The following is a 22,362-nucleotide window of genomic DNA, read 5'->3' as shown; positions in this document are numbered from 1 at the left end:
GCTGAAGGAAATCTCCTACATCCACGCCGAGGCTTACGCCGCCGGGGAACTGAAGCACGGCACCCTGGCCCTGATAGTAAAGGACGTTCCGGTGATCGCCCTGGCCACCCAGCAGTCCCTGTTCGAAAAGATGCTCAGCAACATCAAGGAAGTAAAGGCCCGGGACGCCACGGTGATCGCCCTGGCCATGGAAGGCATCAAGGAAGTGGAAAAAGTGGTGGACCACGTGATGCACATACCCACCACCCACCCGGTGCTGGCCCCCATACTCTCGGTGGTGCCCCTGCAGTTGCTGGCCTACCGCATGGCGGTGGCCAGGGGGAGCGATGTGGACCAGCCTCGTAACCTCGCTAAATCGGTTACTGTGGAGTAAGCTGACATTATATGGCAATTAGATAAAATGGCTGTTATCATAAGAGGAGAGCTGTTTATAGCTCTCCTTTTTATACAAAGACGATATTTTGACTGTTGACTGGACTGAAGGAGTAGTTCAGAGTGATACAATTTGTATGGTGAGATGGTATAATTATTTATAGCTGGTCATTAAAGAGGCATAGGAGCAAAAAGATGCTAACGAAGAAATTCGCAACAAAGTTGACAAAATATGGACAGATATGTGGGATGGTGGTATCACTAACCCTATAACCGTTATAGAGCAACTTACATATATTTGATGTTTATCCGTTCTCTGGAAGGAATTGGAAAACGAGAACTTCGAAGCACTCAGCGGCGAAGCTATTTAGAAAATTTTCCCTCAAGATGAAGATGGACAGACCATGAGATGAAGCAAGTTCAAAAATAAAGATTCCCGTATGATTTATGATATTGTCGGTACAAAGATTTTTCCCTTTATCAAAGCAATGAATGGCAAAGATACTTCAGATTTTTCTCGCTATATGCAGATACTATGTTTTTAATACCAACCCCTCAGATACTGCAAAAGCACTCCTGTAATGAACAGAAACTGACATCGAGGCAATAGAAAAATCCTGATATGGTTAGTTTGCCACAACAATCAAACACCAGGAGAGATTACCATGCCGAACACAAAGGCCGACAAATTCGCATTAATCACGGAAGGCACATTAATCGTGTGCGTGGACATCGCCAAGAAGACCTGCTATGCACAGTGTAGCGATTAATCGGGGAATGAAACTCCACAAGGCTTTCCCGTTCCAGAATACTAAAACTGGTATCAGTTGCCTACTGGCAAGGCTGCCTGAAATTATTATTTTATTCGCTACCGGAAATAATCAGCTATGCGAGGAGTTAATAATATGAAACGGTTACTTATTTTATCTTGTTCAGCACGAAAAAGGCCGGACCCAGCTCCAATGCGGGCAATAGAAAGATACAATGGCCCGTCTTTCATGGTCTTACGTAGCTATCTTAATAAGGGGTTATCACCGGACCCTGATATTTTTATAGTTTCAGCAAAATATGGACTTATTTGGGGTAACGAGTTTATAAATGATTATGACCAAAAAATGAATGATGAAAGAGCTCAGGAGCTTAACTCATCTGTAATTGGAAAGTTAAAGGGTTTAGGCATAAATAATTACGATGACATATTTATATCAGTAGGGCGAGATTATCTAAAGGCTATAGCGGGAATTGAATTATTAGTTTCTAAATATAAAAACATAATAATTTGCAAGGGAACAATGGGTAGAAAGTTAGCTGAGTTGATTAACTGGCTTTATCAAGGAGAATCTCATCCAGGTAGCAGAAAGCCAATATATACTCCTAAAGGTAGATCATGCATTAAGGGAAAAGAGATATCATTAACACTTGAACAAATCTATGAAAAGGCTAGGCTAGAAATGCTTGTTGATAGGCATTATTCTAGATATCGTTCATGGTATGTTCCAATTGATGGGGAGAGGGTATCACCGAAATGGTTGGTCAGTAAAATATCCGAATTGCCCGTAAGCCGTTTTGAAACTGAGGATGCTTTGCGGGTGCTGGCACAGTTAGGTGTTGAGGTAAAACAAATATTATAATATTGATATTGCTGATAGCCGAGAGGATTGATAACGATTGTAAGAATAGGAAAACAAATTTTATTTTATTCTTTGCCTTTATGTTACATCGCTCATTGTTGCTGATATTACCGCCTTAAAGGTTATATCATTGTGGGGATTTTTCGTACCATCTGCAGTGATATCGTATTCTATAACATTTTTAATGGTTGATGCAATTTCTGAAATATGGACAAGAAAAGGGCTATGGGTTCAAAATTTCTTGGCTTTCATATGAACTAGATAATGGTGGCCTTACTTCAATTAACTATTAATCTTCCCGGGTCTCCATTTTGGCAACACCAGAGTGAATGCAAATTAATTCTTAGCAGCTCTTTTAGAATTGTTGAGGCCAGTATGGCCGCATTTCTAATATCTCACTTTACTTATGTCTGGTCCTTTTTGTTTATTAAAAAACTAACCGGGGTAAGTATCTTTGGCCGAGAAATAATGGCTCCACATATATATCACAGGCGATCGATACAATATTATTTATCACTATAGCGTTTTATGGGACTGTGCCTAATCGGGCATTATCTAACTTAATTGCAAGCCAATACATAATAAAATTTGCAATTATAATAGTAAATACACCTTTCTTTAACCTTTTAGTATATTGGTTCCGTGACAAAATGTATAGAAAGATATAAACCATTGTGATATCAGGGAGGAACTATGTCGCAGACGAAAACCGCAGTGGTTTCAATAGCTAATGAAAAAATTGTTAATGGTGAACAGAAAGGCCTTTCTCCTGAATATCAAACTGAACGCAGTGAATGTCGAAGTGAAGATAATAAAGAAAGTCGGCTTAAAGGAAAAAATGAATTCGACTTTTGGATTCCTGACAAAGAAGTAGCAAAAAACTATGGCCTGCCTGTAAAATATTTTATTCCGGAGTGGGATGACAGGGTTGACCCCGACTATAATTTTATAGCAGATGAGCCTGTTATGGGGCGAGATCCCTATACACATGATCTTTATGCACATGAAATATATGGCATGTCTAATTATGACGGCGTCTTAATCTCTAAAGTTACCATAGAGGAAAGCCAAACAAAAAGAGAAAAGGTCTCTTCTATGAGTGTGCATGATTTTATAAGGTTTTCTGATGGGCCTATAATGGGGGACTGTGGGGCATTTAGCTATATTAAACAACCTGAACCGCCGTATCAAACCGTGGAAATACTAGATTATTATGAGAAGATGGGTTTTGATTACGGGGTTTCTATAGACCATTTAATTGTTGGGGATATTGCCTTAGACCCGGATGAAAGAAAAAGGCGTTTTAATATTACAAGGGATAATGCAAATGAGTTTTATTCACTGTGGAATAAGGGCGGTTACAAATTTAAACCTATTGGGGTTGCCCAGGGGTGGGACCCTCAGTCGTTTTGCGAGTCAGTTGCTTGCCTGGTAGATATGGGTTATGAGCGTATAGCGTTGGGAAGTCTTGCTAGGGCACCATCAAAAGTGATAATAGAGATATTGAAAGAAGTTAGGGAAGTAATACCTGATTATCTTAAAGTTCACCTGTTTGGGGTGGCTAGGTTGGACCTTTTGCCCGCATTTCGTCGCCTGGGTATGACATCTTTTGACTCCGCTAGCTATTTACGAAGCGCCTGGCTAAATTCTAACGGAAAAAATTATTTTACCCTTGATGGCAGTCATTACTCTGCAATAAGGGTACCGCCTACTGATGGCCGTACAGTAAAAAAAATGGTCGAGCAGGGCAGGGGTTCAATGGAGTTGTTTAAAATATTAGAAGGGGAAGCACTTAAAGCCCTAAGACGCTACGATAAGGGTCTTGCGGCATTAGATGAAACTTTAGAAAAAGTTCTTGCCTATGATAGGCTAATTGGTGGTGATAGGGGGCGTCATGCGGAGATGTACCGACGCACATTAGAGGAGCAGCCATGGAAAAGTTGTGGTTGCAAGATATGTGAAGATGTTGGCATTGAAGTAATAATATTTCGCCGCAATAACAGAAATAGGCGGCGAGGGTTTCATAATACCTATGTCTTTTATAAATTGTTTCAGGAGATATGTAAATAAATTTAATTGTAGGACTGGCTATAAAAAGAGTTTAAGAAGCCCACGAAAAAAGGGTTTCTTTTTTTTGGGGGAAATAAAGGATAAATAAATATTAATTTAATTCCATTAAAATAGAATACTTGTTCTGAAGGAAATTGTTGAAAAACGTAAAAAACTATAACTATGTAAAATAAATCCATTTAAGGAAGGGACATTAAATCTTGTGGTTTTTTTTCTAATCCATGATAGTAGTGCGAAGATTGAAGTCTTTAAATAGATGACTTTATCATCAAGAGGGTGCTTAAAATGCTTGAAAAGGGTATGTATGTTCGATGTCCCTTCGATTTGGAAAATGAATATGACCCTCGTGTTTTTTGGTTGGGTCAAATTGTGGAGGTTTCTGAGGACAGACACGAAGCATTAGTTGAGTTTCATGATTTAATGAATGCACGAAAGTATTATGATTTCGTACCTGATGAAAAATGGATAAATCTAGATCAGTTATCCCATTGTAAAATCCTCGACAATAGCGAGGTTATTGTGCGGGGTCCAAATTATGAAGGCAAAGTACTAAGTTATTCAGGCAGGAAAGAAGACCAGTTTCACTATTATTTTGTGCAACATTTAAAAAATGGCCAGAGCCTGATAAAAGAAATCAGTGAATATTATTTGCAAGCGTCCTTTAACAGGGTGAATTATAGCCCTGTAATGCAAATGAAAAAATATGAATTTCATAATCCTTTTTGGTACGTCCACAGAGATATAGTTACCAATTCACTTTATTCTCTAAGAAATGCGACCTATGGCTTTGAAATTCTGGTGGGCTCAAGGGTTTTTCTATTACCACACCAGGTTGATACAATCATTCGGGTAATATCCGAACCCCATTGTAGGTTTATGTTGGCAGACGAAGTGGGAATGGGCAAGACTATTGAGGCTTGTGTTATCATGAAGGGTCTAAATAAAAAATTAGGTAAACTACGAACCCTAATAATTGCGCCTGATTCTTTGGTTCACCAATGGTGTAACGAATTCTCGTATAAATTCTGGCTGGATGTTCCCATCTGGGACGGTCGGCTGCGCCAGGAAGACTGTGACTTAATCATTCCTCTGGAAAGATTAAATACCAAAGAGGGACAAGAGGTATTAAGCCTTCACTGGGATCTTTGCATTGTGGATGAAACCCACAGGTTGCTCAGCATGGAGGCTGAATATCAGTTGGTGTATAACTTAAGCAAGGAACTGCAGAATATTTTGCTGCTGACTGCAACCCCTATACAACAAATGCAGATTGAATATCATCAATTACTAGCTTTGCTGGCTCCCGGCCGGTATGGCAATATGGCCCCGGCCAAGTTTGAACAGTTGCTGGCGAGACAGGCTTTTCTCCGGGGACGTGTGCACAGATTGGTTCGGGATATAGATGACTACATAGAAGATGAATTAGCGGAGGACTACCTGGACGAATTAGGGAAAATTGCTGAGAAGTTGGAAGATAAGATATTTAACGAACTGGTTCGGGAAATTGATATTGATGCGGAAGATATGGGGCTGGATGCAGTAAAACTTGCACTGGCCTACATTGGGGAGCATTACCAAATAGAGCGGCATATCATTCGGCACCGGCGCGCGGAGTTGCGGGAGTCTATGCCTGACCAACCTATGCCAGACCGTCAACTGGAACTAATTAAATATACTCCCTCAGGTGCTGATTACGGTTTTTATGAATTAAATACCTACGAACTGCTGCTAACTTATCTGGCGGAGCTATCTGATAACAGTGATTTGCCTCAGGTTGGGGATTATATTAAAATCTTTCTGGGGGCCATGTTCAGCTCCCCCTGGGCACTTCATTCTCTGATCCTGATGCGCCGGAGTGTATTAGCCAATAAGAGCTATACAATGGGTATATCTAACGTACCGAACACGCCCAGGCATATCAGTGTCTGGAGACAGCAGGTGCTCGGGGTGATTCAGGGCTTTGCCGGTGAGGAGTCCCTGCTTGAATTGATGCTGCAGACATGCGAATTATGGTTCAGGGCGGTAGAAGCGGAATTCATGCGGGTGGATGAACTCTTGGACGACCCAGATCAAATCAGAGGAAGGCTATTTAAGGTTTTAGACTACCTATCAGAATCTCTTGAGTATGAAAAATTTATAATTTTTACTGCCTGGAAAGAAACACTGGAACCCCTGGCGAGATTCCTTGAAAAACAATTTGGGGATTTGGCGGTGGCCACCTTTTACGGCGAATTAAACGAAGAGAAGTTGCAAAAGGCAGTGGACCGATTTCAAAGTGATCCTAAATGCCGCTTCTTACTTTGTGATGAACTGGGCGGTGAGAGCCGTAACTTTCAAATGGCAGATGCAATTATTCATGTTGACCTGCCGTGGTCACCCCTCCAACTGGAGCAGCGCATCGGGCGCCTGGACCGTATCGGGAGAGACAAGGATGTTTTGTCAGTGGTGGTGTGCTCGGGGGCAACCATAGAGGAGGGGCTTTTCAATCTCTGGCACGAAGGCCTTAACATTTTTCAAGAATTGCCTAGCGGACTGGAAATTGCTCTGAGTGATATTCATGATCAAATCCTGCTTGCACTAAAAACAAATCTTCAAAGTGGTCTGGATACTGTTTTAGAAGATATTAAGAAACAATTACACAATATGCGAAAAATGGTGGATCAAGAGCGCTATTATGATATGGCACGCCAGCTCGATAGGAAAATGATTGATCAACTAACAATGCTTATTGAAAAATTTGATAAAAATGAGGGCCAAAGCCTTTATAATACTATGATGAGCTGGACCTCATCCACCGGGCTAGTTGCCGAAAAAGACCGCCAGGGGCAAATTGTAACTTTTAGTCCCGACCGGTTGAGTTTTAAATCCATGCAGAATACGCTATTTATTCCGCCAGATATGGAAAAGCTATGGGAACGGTCCCGGAGCAATGGGCATATCCAGGAAATTCATGGAACCTTTTCACGTACCCTAGCGGTTGCCAGGGAAGACCTGGTATTTTATGCCCCCAGCGATCCATTCTTCGATTCTATCGTGAATAATGCGGATGAATGCGCCAGGGGGCGCTGCTGTGCGATGGCAATTCAATCTGACCTGCCCTTTGATTGGCAAGGCTTTGTCTTAACCTGGTCGCCGGTGTTGAATCCCCGCCCTCTCCTTGCCCTAGAGATGGGCACACAGTACCTGGCACTAGCCCAGGGCTATATGCCGCTGGAACAAATCGTTACCCTGGAGGGGATGTCGGAACAGGATCGAGACAAGGATGAGACTATACTTAGACAAACCATTCAGCGTGCTCTAAAGCAGGTTAAAGATTCCAGGCTCATCGCCCACCTGGGGCAGCGCACCTCAAAGAGTGATTTCCTTAAGATTAGAGAAAAGTACAGAATGAGTAATATCAACTGGTTCAAGAGGCAGTTTCCCCCGGATGTATGGGGAAAGATTGTGCAAGAGGCTTATGATTCCAGCCTCCAAAAAGTTAAAGGGGAGCTAGTTCAATCACTGGAGCTTAAGAGGGCAATGTCCGATTTCCAGCGCCGCTATAACGGTATTAAGGCTTCAGCTTTATATTATGGAGATAAAGATGAGGTTCAGAAGCTTTTGGAAATAAAAGCGGTCTACCAGGTACTTTGGGAAGGATTAAAGCGACCCATCCGGCGGCTTGAATCAATAGCTTTTGTATTGGTGGTGGGAAAGATTGAGTAATATTTATGAAGTGGTGCAGCAGGTTCTGCTAGGGCGCTGCCCTCCGGGAGAGGGAAAGGAATTTATTAAACAGCTGTTAGCCAAAAATGTTGGCAGCCGGGAGTATTCCCGTGGATCCTGTGCCTTTCGCCTTTGTCGGTCTCTGGAGCGAAGAGAATACCATGACTTTGCAGGACATCTTAGACAGTTTCTTCTTACCAATAAGTGCGGCCTAACCCTAACGGAGGAATTGGCCCAAAAACTGAAAGAATTGGCTGAGGAATTTCGGTTGTTTATTCATGGTAGCCTTGAGATTAAGGCTCTGACCCATTACCCCCAATGGATGGATGGTGCTACCCAGCATTTGGCGGAATTGTATGATTTCCCTCGAAGGCGGCAGACCTCGATGGGGCTTGGGGATGGCATTCTTTATCATATGACTGGATACACCCATTACATATCTCGCGAACAGAAGGCCATCATCAGTGCCAGTATGTGCCTTCCACCAGGCCATACCTTGCTGGCCTGCCTGCCTACCAGTGGTGGCAAGAGCCTGGTGGGCCAAATGCCGGCCTTTTTCTTCACTGAGGGCGGTACCATCAGCGGGGCGGTGACAGAAGCGGGCAGCAGCATCGTGGTTGTGCCCACTGTGGCACTGGCCATTGATCAGGCTCAGTCTGCAGGAAAATACTTTAAAAATGCCATCAGCGATGAGCACCGGCCTGCCGCCTATTACGGTAACGTTGGCGAGGCAGAGAAAAAGAGAATTTATAGTGGCCTGAAGAATGGTACGCTACCCCTATTATTTATTTCCCCCGAGGCAACCCTGAGCGCACCCTTCCAGCGGGTTTTGCTGGAGGCAGCCAGGCGGGGCAGGCTAAACAGCTTAATTGTGGACGAGGCCCACATTGTGGTGGACTGGGGCAGATCCTTTCGGCCCGAGTTCCAGTTCCTGTCCTCCTTTAGAAGAAGGCTGCTAGAGGAGAGCCATGGGAGGCTAAAGACCGTCCTTCTTTCCGCTACCTTAACAGAATGGACCAGTGCTATTATTCGGGAACTTTTTGCCGAGGATGGCAACCTGGTGGAAATCCGCGGGGATGCCTTGCGGCCAGAACCGATGTTCTGGTTGGACCGGTCCAGGAGCGAGGAAGAGCGGGAGGAAAAGATATTAAATATTCTGCCCTTGCTGCCAAGGCCGATTATTCTTTATGTAACCAAGCCCGAGAGGGCTAGGGCCTGGCTGTCTAAAATCAAGGACCGAGGCTTTAGCTGCGCGGAAACCTTTACCGGGGAAACCACCTCTGGCCAGCGTGAATACATCCTGCGCCGCTGGGGCGACAATGAGCTGGACATCATCGTGGCCACCTCAGCCTTTGGCATGGGGGTGGACAAGCCCGATATCCGCACGGTCATTCACTGCTGCCTACCGGAAAGCATCAACCGCTTTTACCAGGAGGTTGGACGGGGGGGAAGGGATGGCTTTCCTTCCATTAGTATACTGAGTTATGTTCCTCTTGTGGATAGCGATGAAACCTTTCACCTGATCAACTCAAGCGTTTTAACGGCAGAAAATATAGCCAGCCGGTGGGAGAGTATGCGGGCCCGTCCGGTGGAATGGACTTGTGGCGATACTTTCTGGGCTGACACCGATTACAAGCCCCCCCACTTGGAAGATAAGATTACTGGCCAGCGCAACGCCGACTTCAATGAAATTGCACTGCTGTTTTTAGTCAGGAAAAAGTATATTGATATTTTAGATACCCGGGACGGCCAAAATTTAAGGCGCCAGGTGCTTGTCCGCATGAGCAAATTGGATGTGCTACAGAACCAGGGGGCTCTGCTGGAGGAAATTGCCCCTCTGCGGGAGCGTGACTGGGATTATATTTCCCTGGAACTTCAGGTAATGAAAGATTTGGCCGCCAACAGTAAAACCTGTTGGGCGAATAGCTTTGTACAAACATATTCCCTCACTACTGAACTTTGTGGCGGTTGTCCCGCTTGCCGCAGAAAAAACCTTCTGCCATACAATAGCTGGCAGTCCCTCAGAATTTGGGGGCAGGAGAATCTGCCTGTCGCCAGCTGCATCAGCGGTCTGTTGAGCACGTGGCTGGGATGTGGGAAGGAAGTTTTACTTTACCACTCCGACGCGGAGCCACTAAGCATGCATGATTTAATTGCCTTAGCCCAGGGACTGCTCAAGGATGGTGCGCGCCAGTTGATTATTCCCGAGCCAGCACAAGAGAAATGGCGGCAAATGCTGGAGGAATTGCCCGGTGAAAATACATATTATTCCATCTTTGCCCTGCCAGAGGTGCTAGAGGAGAATGTACGCCCCTTAATTGCCGGACCGGTGGCGCTAGTTTACCCTGCTCACGAGGAGCTTTGCCGCCAGGCATACCACTGGACCCAAGATTACCTGCGGCAGCAGGAGGGCAGCCAGGTAATCCACATTGCGCCTAAGAGCTTGCAAATTGACGGTAAAAAGCTAAGTGAGCAAGTAGAGGGCGGATGTTACTCAACTGATAAGTTAATCGAAAAAGGAAAAATAGATAATGATTGGATTTAGAATCTGGCCATACGAGGAGGTAAGATATGCCCTTTGATGACCGATTAAAAAACACCCAAACACCCCACAGGGTTTATGCTCTGTGTAAACTTATACAGTACAACCAATCGCTGACCAAGGAGGAGTTGTGCCAATATCTGCAGCCATCGTCCCTTAATAAAAACGATGACGTTTTTAAAAACGTTTACGACTTGGCCGATAAGGGGGAGCTCATCGCCAGAGGGTCGGACGGTAACGTTATACTGAATTTAACTGACCATGAGATGGCGTCTATTGATTCTTTTCGCCGGGCCATTGCAAATAGGGCCTTTGACAATCCCCAGTTGACCTTTTGTCGCTTCACTGCCTGGTATTTAATGCGAGGCCCGGAGGTATATAGTGAAAAGTCGAAGGATCTGGTAGTACATTTCGACCGGGAGATTAATATCAATAAGGATATCAATATGTATAACGAAACCAACGTTATCGGCTGGCGCACCTGGGTGTGCTTCCTGGGCCTGGGCTTCATCCATAACGGCATTGTGGTGCCCAACGCTGCTCGGCGACTACAGGATGTTTTGGGGGAAGACCGTCAGATGGAACGTGACAGGCCCATAGCGTTTAAGGATTTTATAGTCTGGCTTAACCAGCACTGTCCGGAATTGGACTACGGCGAGCTGAGCCACAACAATCGGGGACAGGCTGTAGTCAGAGAGCAGAACCTTTCCCTCGCCTTATCTGCGGGATTAAGGGCTCTTCATGACAGCGGTAAAATTAAGCTAGGCTATGTAAGGGACGCAAGGGATGTGTGGTATCTCGAGTCTGCGGCAACCCATGAAATCACTGGTGCGGTTTCCGAGATTGTCATAGGGAGGTGGTAAGGATGGCCTTTAATCTAAAAAGATTGGCAGAAGTAATTCGCACCAACGCCACTGTGCCGTCCCAGGCAGACTTTTTAGCCACCCATACATCCTTTAAAAGCTTGAGATATGTAATGAGCGGCCTAACCAGCCAAAGCGGCAGGCAGATAGATGAGGAGAGCTTTCTGAAGCAAGGGATTTTCGACAAGCGTGATGACCACCAATTTATTGTTATCCAGGGTGATAACGGCTCCGGCAAGTCCCACTTAATTCGCTGGATTAAGGAAAGGTATATCAGCCAGGTAGACTTAGAAAAAGAGGCCGTCCTTCTAATCATCCGTGACCAGAATACCCTGCGGGGCGCTTTGGAGCAAATTATTAGCGCCAACATTTTTCCGCCTTGCATAGAGCTGGGCGACTTAAAAAAACTAGTCGAAGCTAACCAGCACTTGAGCAAAGAGGCACTAAGGCAGAACATTGCCGTGCAGTTTGCCGTAGCAGCGCAAAACGCACCGGCGGATGATGTTGTACTGGAAAAGCGTTATGTCAAGAAAATCTATCCCTTTTTAACCGACCAAACTGTACAGGATTTTCTAAGCCAGCCCGGCAGGGCCATAGACCGCATCTACCGCCGCCTCAATCCAGATGGTACCGGCATCCGCCAGGATGACCTGGAGCCCAGGTTTCTGCACGACGACCTGGTGGTAGACCGCAAACTTCTGGATAAAATGAAGCGAGATGAGGCCAACCGCAATGCCATCCGGCTGGCAGAAGACCTTTTCGATTCTGAGAAGGGTCCAGAAGTCAGGGAAAAGCTGGCAAAGTTTCTAAATCAGCACTTAGAATTTGTTGTCCAGAGCTGTACTAACCTACGTTCTGCCGACCTTAAGAGTGTCTTCGAGCAACTGCGCATGGCTCTTAAGCAGGCAGGTAAAAATATAACTTTGTTTATTGAAGATATTACCTCTTTCACTGGTATTGACCGGGCCTTGGTAGAAGTACTGGTCACCGAACACGCCGGCAGTGTCCACAACGAGAAATTCTGCCGGCTGTTCTCCGTGGTCGGTATCACCAATGACTACTATCAAAACTCCTTTCCGGACAACCTGAAGGAGCGGGTGACAGGCCGGGTTTTTATCGACGATGCGACTCTGAATAGTGATGAAGAGCTTGCAGAAATGGCTGCACGCTACATCAATGCTATTTCCCTAGACGCTGGTGAGCTGGAGAACTGGGTTAAAAACGGTGCGAAAGATGAAGATATGCCCATTGCCAGGGATAACTTCAACCACAGCTGGGCAATTCTACCGATGGCAGACGGGCGGGAATTTTCTATCTATCCCTTTAACGTTAGCGCCCTGGCCAATATGTATAACACCCTGCCGGCCAAGGCGCAGACACCACGGCGCTTCCTGCAGGACGTGGTTAGCCATACGCTCAGGACCTACATGAGCAGCGCCGGAGGTGAGTTCCCGCCACCTGCGGCGGATTTTGAGGGCGAATTTAAAGTGCCCGGGATGAAGAATCCAAACCACGAGGATGTAATTAAACGGCAGGCGGGCCAGCATGACTACCGAATGATTACCTTACTACGCCTTTGGGGAGACGGAACTGCCGCAGGCCGGGAGCAGGACGGGATTGTCACCTTGGGTAGCCTAACTGAAGAAGTTTTTAAATCCTTTAATCTGCCCTTCATTGAGGGGGTAATGGAACAGGGATCCCCGGCAACAGCCGGCGGCCAGAAGCACCTTGTGCCGGGGCTCCAGTCGCAGATCAAACCAGTACTGTCGGGACCTGCACCAGCGCCGCAACCTGAGCCTGGGCAGCATAAAAGGTTGGCTGAATTTAAACAAATACAGGATGAGTTGGAAGGCTGGCTATTCAAAGACCGCAAGCTAAATTCCTATAAGAATTTACGGGATGATGTAATTAAACTATTACTGGACTATATAGACTGGGATGCCGAGGGGATTCCCGCTCCAATAGTGAGCGCATTTTTCACCACTCAGCGGGTCTCCATTGAAGGTCAAACCGGCATAATCAACGAAGGTTTCCAGGTTACCCGGAGTGAGCAAAGCAGAGCGGCCCTGCTGGCCTTGGCAGCTTGGCGGCACCTGGGCAACAAGAGCTGGAACTTCGATGATTCCGCAGACTATTTGACCAAACTCTTTAACTGGCTGGTCACCGTAAAAGACCAGGTTGTGGCATATCTGCAGTCCCCACCGGGTGAAGATGAGTCCGCCGGTTGGGACCTACCCCGCTATGGGGTGCTCGTTCACTGCTATGTACAGTCTTTTAGCGGCAATCCTCCGTCGGGTAACTCGGTAAAAGCTGTTTACCATAGTATCTTCCAGCCACCTATCACGGTAGAGTTACAGGACAATCGCTCCAGCGAGTGGCGGTCGCTGCAGGTCAGGCTCAAGCAGAATAATTCAGTTATCACTAATAGCCACGAGCTGCTGAAAAGTTACTATAACCGTATGCAGGGTTCCATAACTAGCACTACCGACGTTTACTTTGTTGATGCGGCGCCACTGTTAAAGACAATCGAGGAGGTGCAACAGTCAGGCTGGGACCTGGCTGCAGTGGACACAGGCCCAGCTAATAATAAATCCGATATGCTCTGGCACTGGTCCCTGAAAATCATCAGCCTATTGCAGGGCAAGGTAATACCCGCCATTAAGGCCGAAGTATCTGAGTGCGGTGTCTTGTTGCAGAAACTGGAACAGTATACGGGTAACCAGGTCTCTGGTGAAGAGCTGAAGATACTTTTTGCCGAAATGGCTAGCTTTTTAACTAATGTACTGAAGGGTGCCAACGAGGCCTATCCAGATACAGATTTTAAATCTCTTACCAGCAAAACAATTACGGCAACCAAATTTCTTAAGAGGAGGAATCTTTTGCAGGAGGCTGTGCAGGTATCTGGGGTGGAGCAATTTTTGATCCTTGCCAGCCATCCTATGCAGCAGGTAGTTCCTTACCTCGAACTGTTTAAAAGCATGGATCGGTTACTGGACAATAAGATAGAAAAATTTCAAAAACAACTGGCAGCCCTGACCAACTCCCAGGGAACCACCGGTGTTAGTGCTATCATCCAAAAGGCCAGCGAATGTTTGGCCAAGCTCAAGGATGACTATATGAAGATCAATCAGGGGGCGGAATCATGATCAGAGCTAAAATTGCCCAGGCCAAAGAATTGATTGATAAAGTTAGCGCTGGGCAAATACTGGCGTCCTATTACAAGCAGTATGCAGCCTTCCTGTCTGAGCTGGATAATAGATTGCCGCAGCTTAAGCGCTACCAGCAGTCCAGCCAGGTGTTACAGGAGCAGCGCCCTGAGAATTTCCGTGGCCAGGATGTAACAGGCATAATCAATAAAATTAGCTTAATGCTTTCGTCCTTGCAGGATGGCAGCGACCCGCCCAAAAAGAACATGGTTATTCAACTAACCAGTCAGGTTAATGAGTTGGAGGAGAAATTAAAGAAAGCCTGGCAAGCATATGCTTCAAGCATATCCCGAAATTCCCTGGGGTTGCTGGAATCCACTAAGGGAGTTCTAAACGACCCCAGTAAGATTGATGATGTAATAAACAAACTAGCACTGATTCAGAGTCAGTGGCCGGTGGCTAATAATACTTTACAAGACTTGACCAATGCCCTAGAGGAAGCCCTGCAGATCATCCAGGACTTAAATGCTGGGGAAGATGTACAGAAATTCTTGGAATTGGTTTTTTCCAGAAAGGCCAGGGTATCCGATCTGAAGCCAGAAGTCTTGGAATGGTTGGAGAATCAGGGTCTGACCGATAACTTGGAAATATCATTTGCCAATAGCCAGAGGAGGATGTAGGTGCAAAGGTCTCGCCTAGATTATTTAGCCGAAGAGGTCTTGTCCCAGCTGGAGAGGCAGGAGACGGATCTTCTTTCATGGGGCTTCCTGGGTGGTAAGTTTGACGTTCGGGCCTATGTCAGGGGGGTTTTGCAGAGCCCTGCCACACCTCTGCTGGCCCAGCTTTGGGAGGAACAGCAGCAGCAAGGTGTAGCTGAGCAAGACATTATTGCTAATCTAAAGGAAAGAAAGCTTCTCATAGTTGATAGAGAAGGACAGGGCCGCTCTCGTTATGCGGAAACGGTGCGCCTGCTGTATTTACTTAAGCAGCGCTTTAATGAAAAGGACTGGCAAAGTGCCCCTAACCTGGTCAGCAATATAAAAATGCAGTTAAGATACCGCCACTACCCGCGGCGGGACCAGGACTGGAGTGAAGTTGAGGACAAGCTCAGGCAGAAGGGCAACCATAGTGAATTTGGCTTTCAGGTTATGGCCACCCTGCTGGGGGTCGGCAGCATCCAGTTGGCCGGTTTTCAAATGCAGTCACTGTTTCATCTGCTGGAGGCTGTAAAAGGCCAGCGGGATACCGCTACTATTATCGGCGCCGGTACTGGGTCTGGTAAAACCAAGGCCTTCTATCTGCCGGCATTTGCCCAAATATGCAATTGTGTAAAGGATGATCCCCGCCCCTGGGTGCGGGTCCTGGCCATTTACCCGAGGGTAGAGCTTTTAAAGGACCAGCTTAAGGAGTCCCTGGCGGAGGCGGATAAGCTCAATAACTTTTTATTGAGTAAAGGCTTGCGCCCCATAAGTGTGGGTACATATTTTGGTGACACTCCTGGCAGCGCCAGGGAGGTGGAAGAGAGCAAGTACTACCAATGGGAGAGGGGGCAGGAAGGATATATCTGCCCTTACTTAACCTGCCCACACTGCACAAATGGGCAATTGGTGTGGCGCTTTATAGATCATGCCAGTGAGGTGGCTAAAAATGAAGAGGGCATCTATGGCCAGTATGAAAAGTTGCACTGCGCAAGCTGTGGCGAGGTTATCAGCAGCAAAAACATTGTATTAACCAGGAAGAGAATGGAACAGTTCCCGCCCGATATCCTCTTCACAACTACTGAGATGCTAAACCGTAAGCTTTGCAGTATAGGTGATCAGCATGTTTTTGGGTTGGGGGATGCCAGGCCGCCACAATTTGTGCTGTTGGATGAGGTTCATATTTACAATGGTGCCACTGGTGCCCATGTTGCCTATGTTTTGCGCCGCTGGCGTAATCTGGTGCGACATCACAGCCCTAATAACGCAGTACACTTTGTGGGTCTGTCGGCGACGCTGACGAATCCTCAGTTTTTCTTTGCCAGCCTTACCGGGGTAACGGAGTCGGCCACCACATATATTACACCTGACGACGGTGACTTGATCTCTGAGGGAATGGAATACAATCTGGTACTGCGGGGAGACCCCATCTCTGCAGCAGCCCTATTGTCTACCTCGGTACAAACTGCCATGCTGATGGGCAGGGTATTAGACCCGCTGAGAAACGATGTGTCCCGGGGGGCATGGGGGACTAAAATATTCGGGTTTACCGATAAGATGGACGTTATCAACCGCTGGTACCACATTCAAAAGGATGCAGAGGAAAATCTGCTGCTGGCACGATTCAGGGATCCGAAGAAAATTACCGACCAGTCCCTAATGTCAAAGCAGAGAAAATTGGGCCAGGTTTGGCAACTGGCCCGGGAGATAGATGCAAAATGTTTACTGAATCCACTGCGTATAGGGATAACATCATCCCAATTCAGGGGCGTGGACTCCAGCGCCAAACTGGTGATCGCCACTAGTACCCTAGAAGTGGGCTTTAACGACCCGGATGTGGGGGCGGTTATTCAGCATAAGGCGCCTAGGGACATGGCCTCTTTTTTGCAACGAAAGGGGCGGGGGGGACGCACCCGGGGCATGCGCCCTTGGACCCTGGTGATTACCTCGGCCTACGGTCGGGACCGCTGGGTTTATGATAACCCGCAGCAAATTTTTGACCCGGTACTGCCAGAGTTAAACTTGCCATTACGCAATAGCTATATACAGCAAATTCAAGCAGCCTTCGTACTAATGGACTGGCTGGGGTGGTGTCTGGCCATCCAGGGACACTGCAATGCCAACATGCGGTATATTTTGTCACCCCGGTCTAAGGGCAAATGTCAGATTGAAAAGAAAATCCTCTGCGAAGTTTTAGCTCGGGTGCTGGAGGGCGATTATCAGCAGTTGGCAACATTTGTTGAAAGCTCGCTTAAGCTGGACCAGGCTGACTTGCACAGGGTAATGTGGCTACCTTCCAGGTCCTTGATGTTTGGCGTAATTCCTGCCCTTTTACAACAGCTCAAAAGTGACTGGGACCAGTTTGTGGTGGATAGCCAGGTGGTGGCAGAGGGCACGGCCCTGGACGAGGCACCCCTGGCAGGTTATGTGCCCAAGAATCTCTTTTCCAATATTGAGGTGCGGGAGCTGGAGCTTATAATCCCCGGGCGAGGGGAGCGGGAAAGCCTAGCCCTAAGGCAGGGCATGTTTGAATTTGCGCCGGGCAATGTATCCAAGCGGTATATTAATACGCAGAAATTGAATGATGCTCACTGGTTTCCAGTGCCACTGGACAGCGATGTAGTGGATCTAGGCGGCGGGGCGGTGAGGGGAGTTCCGGTTGCTGAGATAGATAGAAATGGCAGCCCTGTTACAGTAGTGACGCCTATACAGTATAAGCTGGAGGCCATTCCCAAGCAGATTAGTGACCGATCCACCGGATTCTTGCAGTGGGAAACTTTGATTCAGCCCGGTGGCCACGACGGTGCGGAACATGACATGGGAAGGGTTCTACAGCTTAAGCAGGGCAGCAGCCTGGACAAGTTTATTAAAGGTATCCGGGCCTTTACTACCGGGGAAAATCAGCCGGTGCTAATTACCCGTTACGCCCCAGAGGTTTCAGTAGAACTGAAATTTAAGAAGGGCAGTGCCCAGCGCAAAACACTGTATTTAACGCATAGGAGCCAGCGGGCGGCATTGGGCTTCCAATCTTACGTGGATGCCATCGCTATGGACTATAGCATTCCAGACATGAGGGAGTTATTAAACTGTTCCGAATGGCCTCTGATACTGACGCAACTTAGGCCTGAATTTTACCTTCAGACTCTAAAGGAAGACCCAAATTTGAGAAACATACTATCGGTTTTTGAAATCGAATGGCTTTGTCAGGTGTGTCTTTCGTCAATCGTAGCCATCAGCATCAGCCGAGGGATAACCCTGGCTGATGCTCTTCAGGACTACCATGACAATCCACAGGCCATTTCTGAGCGGACCATACAGGCCATCTTTCAGGTGTCCGAGGTGTCACCTCAGGACCAGCAGGGCCAGGAGGATGCCCGCTTGCTGCGGCGGCTAAAGGAATACATTAAAACACCGGCTATTTATGGGCACTTCTTAGACCGGGCCAGCTGCCTTTACAAGGACATTATTGCCCTTGACTCATTCTGGCAGTGGCTGAGTGAGCGCTATGCATCTACCCTAGCCGCAGCCCTACAGGCTGCCGTGGCAGAACTGCTGCCCGATACGAACACTGATGACCTTATTTTGGATATTCAAAATAATACCATTTGGTTGTCGGAGCCGGATGCTGGCGGCATGGGGGTGGTTAACAGCATAGCGTCTGCCATCGAAAACAATCCTGGAAAATTTGAAGAGGCAATGCTGTATGCCTCTTCTTCCTGCAGACGCCATGAGCTGTCCAGGGTCTTGGATGTTATCCTGGCTAGCTTGCAGCAGAGCAGCATACAGGGTGTATTCCAAAATATTCGCGGTGCTATGACTCTGGAAAAGCAGCGGGAGGGCTTGAAGCAGCTGCAGCGAAATTTATATGGTTTGGGCCTAGCCCCATCTAGAGAGCTCGTGGTGGCGGTTACCTATAAGCTGCTGAGCCAAAATTCATGTAGTAGCACCGATGAGCTAGCTATGATGTTGCATAAAACCTGGCACAATGAGGAAAAGCGCCTGGCGTGCCGTATCGATCCCCGGGTTTTTGCGGTGGCCGGGCTGCGGGTAGACGATATTAAAGACCGGGTTGATGATGTGCTAAGGCAGGTTGAGCCAGTTGCGGATATTGATGAGAGGCAGCGCTTCACCCTCGTTGAGTCATTGCTATGGTCCGGGTGTCTGCAATCCTGCCCTGACTGCCTGCAGCTATACAGTCCCTACGGTGGGTTTGCTGAGCCCTCCAGAATTGTATTAACAAGCCTTTTAGAGCCGGGCTTTCAACTGGTGGATTACGCCACCCCTCAGTGGCTGGAAAGGGTTAAAGAATTCCTTATTCAGGGAATTAGGGTGCGGGTTAAGGCACATCACAGCCAAAAGGAAGACTGTCGCAGGGAAATCTTGAATCTTATCCAAGTTCCTCTGGATATGGGCTTTGAATTGCTCTACCCCTTTGTGGATGGCATTCATAATTCCGGGGCTGATTGGCTTTTTGATGTGAATATAAGGGAGGTGCTTCATGTATAGCAGGGTCATTCGATCACAGGGAGGGTCCCAGGCCTTAAAGGACTGCCTTGCCTCCCTCCTGGCTCTTGAGGCAATCCGCCCCAGCAGGGAGATTTACATTATCTCTCCCTGGATCAGCAACGCAGAGATTATAACAGATCATCATAGTAAGTTTGCAAACCTTTTCCCATTTATTACATCAAAAAAAATTACTCTGGCAGACATTTTATTAACCTTTGCCTGGCGGGGCAGCACAGTTAGGCTAATTTGTAACCCCAGCCAAAAATCCACCAGTGAATTTCTGGGGTTGCTGGGAGGCAAGGTGGAACATAAAGTGCTAAGTGACAATCACGAAAAGGGTATGGTCACTGATAATTTTTACCTGCACGGCTCTATGAACTTTACCTACAGTGGTATTTACATTAATGGTGAGTGTGTGCGGATTACCACAGAGCAGCCGGATATCAGCAGCGCCCTGATATCAGTACGGGCTAGGTGGGAGGAATCAGTGGGCCTATGAACCGGATTGTGATAGATGATACCGACCTCCAAAATTTTATAACGGCGGCCCTGCAGGTTAACAAAGGCAATCCATACGGGATACAGCTGCGGGGAGGGGAAATTATCTGCTCCCATCAGGGATTAACGGCAATGCTGCGGCGCTGCCAGGCCGGCAAAACCTTTGTGCTGCCTGTGCGGCGTCAGAGAGATGTCCTCTGGCTAGTGCTAAGCGGCAATTTGAGTGAGTTCTTAAAGCATGTTGACGAATTGAAAAGCTTTCTTGTGCCCACCCTGGCAGAGCCGCTTCTGGCGGGAAGAAGTAAGTTTGACCCTACTAAGTCTGGCATGGGACTCCTGGGTGCGCAGCTCTTTCCCCACGGGTACTACTGCTTCCGCTCCCCCCTAAGCCTGAGTGACCAGATTTTTAAGGCCCTAGCTATATGGGATAATTTAGACAGCCTGAGGCCGGAAATGCATGTGCCGGATACTACAGTGAATGCCTATGTCCTACGCCGCAAATTTCAGCAGGCAGTGGTCCTGCAGCATTGGGACGAGGCAGAGCTCGCCCTGACTACCATCCGCCATGGGCATTACCTCTCAGATGAGAACTGCTTGTTTTTAAAAGTTCAATTGTTAAGCAGCCAGGGCAAGTGGCATGCTCTGTGGGAGGGCAGTGAATACCCATTGGTGGCAGGGCTTGACCCTCTGCCAGTTACTGTCCGTGGTGCCTTACTCATGGCATTTTATAATTGTGCGGTGGTAAATCTGGAAGAGCAGGAGTTTATACCTGCTATTTTAGATGTCTTCCGTCAGTACAGCGGTAAACTGGGCACCCTTCTGCGCTATCGTGCCGGATTGTCCGGAAATCTCTTTGTGCGGCTTTTCGCATACCAGGCTGCGGTAGAGAATCAGGCGCCCCGCCTTAGACAGTTGGCTGGAGCGGCAACAGAGAAGGCTACCCAAGATATTATCAATGTATTGTTAACCCTTGTTGCTGTGCCATCACCGGCGCCGGCACAGATAAATCCTTTGGAGCAGGCTCTGAAACTCTTCCAGGAAAAAAACTACGACGAGTCCTTCCTGTTGGCTCTTGACTGCCCTCCCTCAGTGAAGCGGACGCAGTTACTGCTGTTTACTGCTACTATGACAGAGGATGTGTCAATCTGCCAGGCAGCCAAAGAGGCCTTTGAAAGCCTGGCTCAGGACCAGCAGAACGAGATCCTTTTAGACCCAAGCTCTAAGGCATCGGCAAAGTTCGTGGTGGGATGTAATAAGCCATCACCTGAGCAGCAGACCGTACAGGTTCCCACCAACTGGGCGGACTGGTTGAAAGAAATTCATCTCGGGAAGAATATCGATCTCTTATTCAGCGAACTGGAGTCCTTTACTGCCGAAAACAAAATGGTGGACTGGAAAAACAGTACCCTTCAGGAAACTGAAAAGGTGCTTTGGGAGATTCTACTGGAGGAGGACATCACTGCAGACCAGAGAAATCTTTTGCGTTCCTCTTTAATGGATTTTGCCAGGAATGTGGTGCAGGACCCAAGTTTCCCCAATTTAGGGACTGGTGATCTGTATGAACAGATGGTGCTGGCTATACAAACCTTTTGCAATAAAAACAATAATAGCGCCGGCTTTTTGGCCAGGCTTTTAGAGGGGCTCTTTCAAATCGACATCGACCATGTACAGAAACAGTGGAGTTCCATGTCCCAGTGGATGGCCTTTATGCCTTCCCTTAAACTGGCGGGAGACGTGCTTGAGCTCTTGGAGCTTTTTCACGAATACGGACTGCCGGGGGATAAGTTGAGGGACACTTGGAATAACTGGGTGGGTATCCTCTGCCAGCAATTCACCATAGACAATCGCCTACAGTTGCAGGGCTGGGTTCGTCTGGGTAAAGCCGCTGGATGCGACCTCTATCTGGTCAGTCAATTGCAAGAAATTTTAGCGGAGCCCGTTTCATTCGACCTCTTGAAGGGCTTACAGGCATCGGTAATAACTATATTTTCTCTGCGGGAAAAGGCAGCCCAAAGGGCCGCCCAAGCCATCATGGGGCGAAACAGCAATCTAAAGGTAAAGGTTTGTACTGATGACCGCCTCAGTGAGAAGTCAAAGGCAATGGCAAGTAATTCTGATATTGTTATTGTGGTTACCGCGTGCATGTCCCACGCTTTAACCTATGGCATAGGTCCTTTACTAAAAAAGGATCCCATATATCCCCGTGGTTCCGGGGAGACCGGAATCATTCAGGCGCTGGAGGAATATGCAGTTAGTGCAAATTGAATGATGAGAAGTGATTACGCCAAAGAGCTTCACCCAAGCCAGGTATAAATCTTAGATGAGGTGTCA

11 protein-coding genes and 1 pseudogene are annotated in these 22,362 nt (G+C 47.3%); all 12 read left to right on the top strand.

What is annotated here, in order from left to right:
* Nucleotides 1–373: SIS domain-containing protein (locus DCCM_RS00180; protein ID WP_123057278.1), on the top strand; the 373-nt coding region annotated here is incomplete at its 5' end.
* 904 nt (nt 374–1,277) lie between these two features.
* Entirely contained in the window at nt 1,278–2,003 is a 726-nt protein-coding gene (locus DCCM_RS00170; RefSeq protein ID WP_104370460.1) for a DUF6884 domain-containing protein, read from the top strand.
* Between the two features lie 264 nt (nt 2,004–2,267).
* A pseudogene (locus tag DCCM_RS19620) lies at nt 2,268–2,671 on the top strand (queuosine precursor transporter).
* A 25-nt stretch (nt 2,672–2,696) separates the two neighbouring features.
* Nucleotides 2,697–4,073, top strand: coding sequence for a tRNA-guanine transglycosylase DpdA (gene dpdA / locus DCCM_RS00155; RefSeq protein WP_104370457.1), 1,377 nt, complete (start codon nt 2,697–2,699; stop codon nt 4,071–4,073).
* A 285-nt stretch (nt 4,074–4,358) separates the two neighbouring features.
* On the top strand, nt 4,359–7,778 hold the full coding sequence (locus DCCM_RS00150) for an SNF2-related protein (RefSeq protein WP_104370456.1): 3,420 nt from the start codon (nt 4,359–4,361) through the stop codon (nt 7,776–7,778).
* Nucleotides 7,771–10,323, top strand: a complete 2,553-nt coding sequence (dpdF, locus tag DCCM_RS00145; protein WP_104370455.1) for a protein DpdF — start codon at nt 7,771–7,773, stop codon at nt 10,321–10,323. Before DCCM_RS00150 ends, dpdF begins: the two co-directional genes overlap by 8 nt.
* A 26-nt stretch (nt 10,324–10,349) precedes the next feature.
* The gene (locus tag DCCM_RS00140) at nt 10,350–11,183 is read left to right on the top strand and encodes a hypothetical protein (RefSeq protein ID WP_104370454.1); all 834 of its coding nucleotides are present in this window, start codon (nt 10,350–10,352) and stop codon (nt 11,181–11,183) included.
* A 2-nt stretch (nt 11,184–11,185) separates the two neighbouring features.
* Nucleotides 11,186–14,329, top strand: coding sequence for an ATP-binding protein (locus DCCM_RS00135; RefSeq protein WP_104370453.1), 3,144 nt, complete (start codon nt 11,186–11,188; stop codon nt 14,327–14,329).
* The gene (locus tag DCCM_RS00130; protein WP_104370452.1) at nt 14,326–15,009 is read left to right on the top strand and encodes a hypothetical protein; all 684 of its coding nucleotides are present in this window, start codon (nt 14,326–14,328) and stop codon (nt 15,007–15,009) included. Before DCCM_RS00135 ends, DCCM_RS00130 begins: the two co-directional genes overlap by 4 nt.
* Nucleotides 15,010–19,533, top strand: a complete 4,524-nt coding sequence (dpdJ, locus tag DCCM_RS00125) for a protein DpdJ (RefSeq protein WP_104370451.1) — start codon at nt 15,010–15,012, stop codon at nt 19,531–19,533.
* Entirely contained in the window at nt 19,526–20,032 is a 507-nt protein-coding gene (dpdK, locus tag DCCM_RS00120) for a phospholipase D-like domain-containing protein DpdK (RefSeq protein WP_104370450.1), read from the top strand. The genes dpdJ and dpdK overlap by 8 nt, the downstream gene beginning before the upstream one ends.
* On the top strand, nt 20,029–22,296 hold the full coding sequence (gene dpdD / locus DCCM_RS00115) for a protein DpdD (RefSeq protein WP_104370449.1): 2,268 nt from the start codon (nt 20,029–20,031) through the stop codon (nt 22,294–22,296). Before dpdK ends, dpdD begins: the two co-directional genes overlap by 4 nt.
* The last annotated feature ends 66 nt before the right edge of the window (nt 22,297–22,362 follow it).

Source organism: Desulfocucumis palustris (genome assembly GCF_002933875.1).
Lineage (GTDB): Bacteria > Bacillota > Desulfotomaculia > Desulfotomaculales > Desulfocucumaceae > Desulfocucumis > Desulfocucumis palustris.
The sequence above is the reverse complement of the archived record's forward strand: the minus strand, read 5'-3'. Positions and strand labels throughout refer to the sequence as shown.

Coding starts and splice junctions, on each gene's coding strand:
- DCCM_RS00140 (WP_104370454.1), top strand. CDS start 10,350: ATGCCCTTTGATGACCGATTAAAAAACACCCAAACACCCCACAGGGTT.
- DCCM_RS00130 (WP_104370452.1), top strand. CDS start 14,326: ATGATCAGAGCTAAAATTGCCCAGGCCAAAGAATTGATTGATAAAGTT.
- dpdA (WP_104370457.1), top strand. CDS start 2,697: ATGTCGCAGACGAAAACCGCAGTGGTTTCAATAGCTAATGAAAAAATT.
- DCCM_RS00135 (WP_104370453.1), top strand. CDS start 11,186: ATGGCCTTTAATCTAAAAAGATTGGCAGAAGTAATTCGCACCAACGCC.
- DCCM_RS00170 (WP_104370460.1), top strand. CDS start 1,278: ATGAAACGGTTACTTATTTTATCTTGTTCAGCACGAAAAAGGCCGGAC.
- dpdD (WP_104370449.1), top strand. CDS start 20,029: ATGAACCGGATTGTGATAGATGATACCGACCTCCAAAATTTTATAACG.
- dpdK (WP_104370450.1), top strand. CDS start 19,526: ATGTATAGCAGGGTCATTCGATCACAGGGAGGGTCCCAGGCCTTAAAG.
- DCCM_RS00150 (WP_104370456.1), top strand. CDS start 4,359: ATGCTTGAAAAGGGTATGTATGTTCGATGTCCCTTCGATTTGGAAAAT.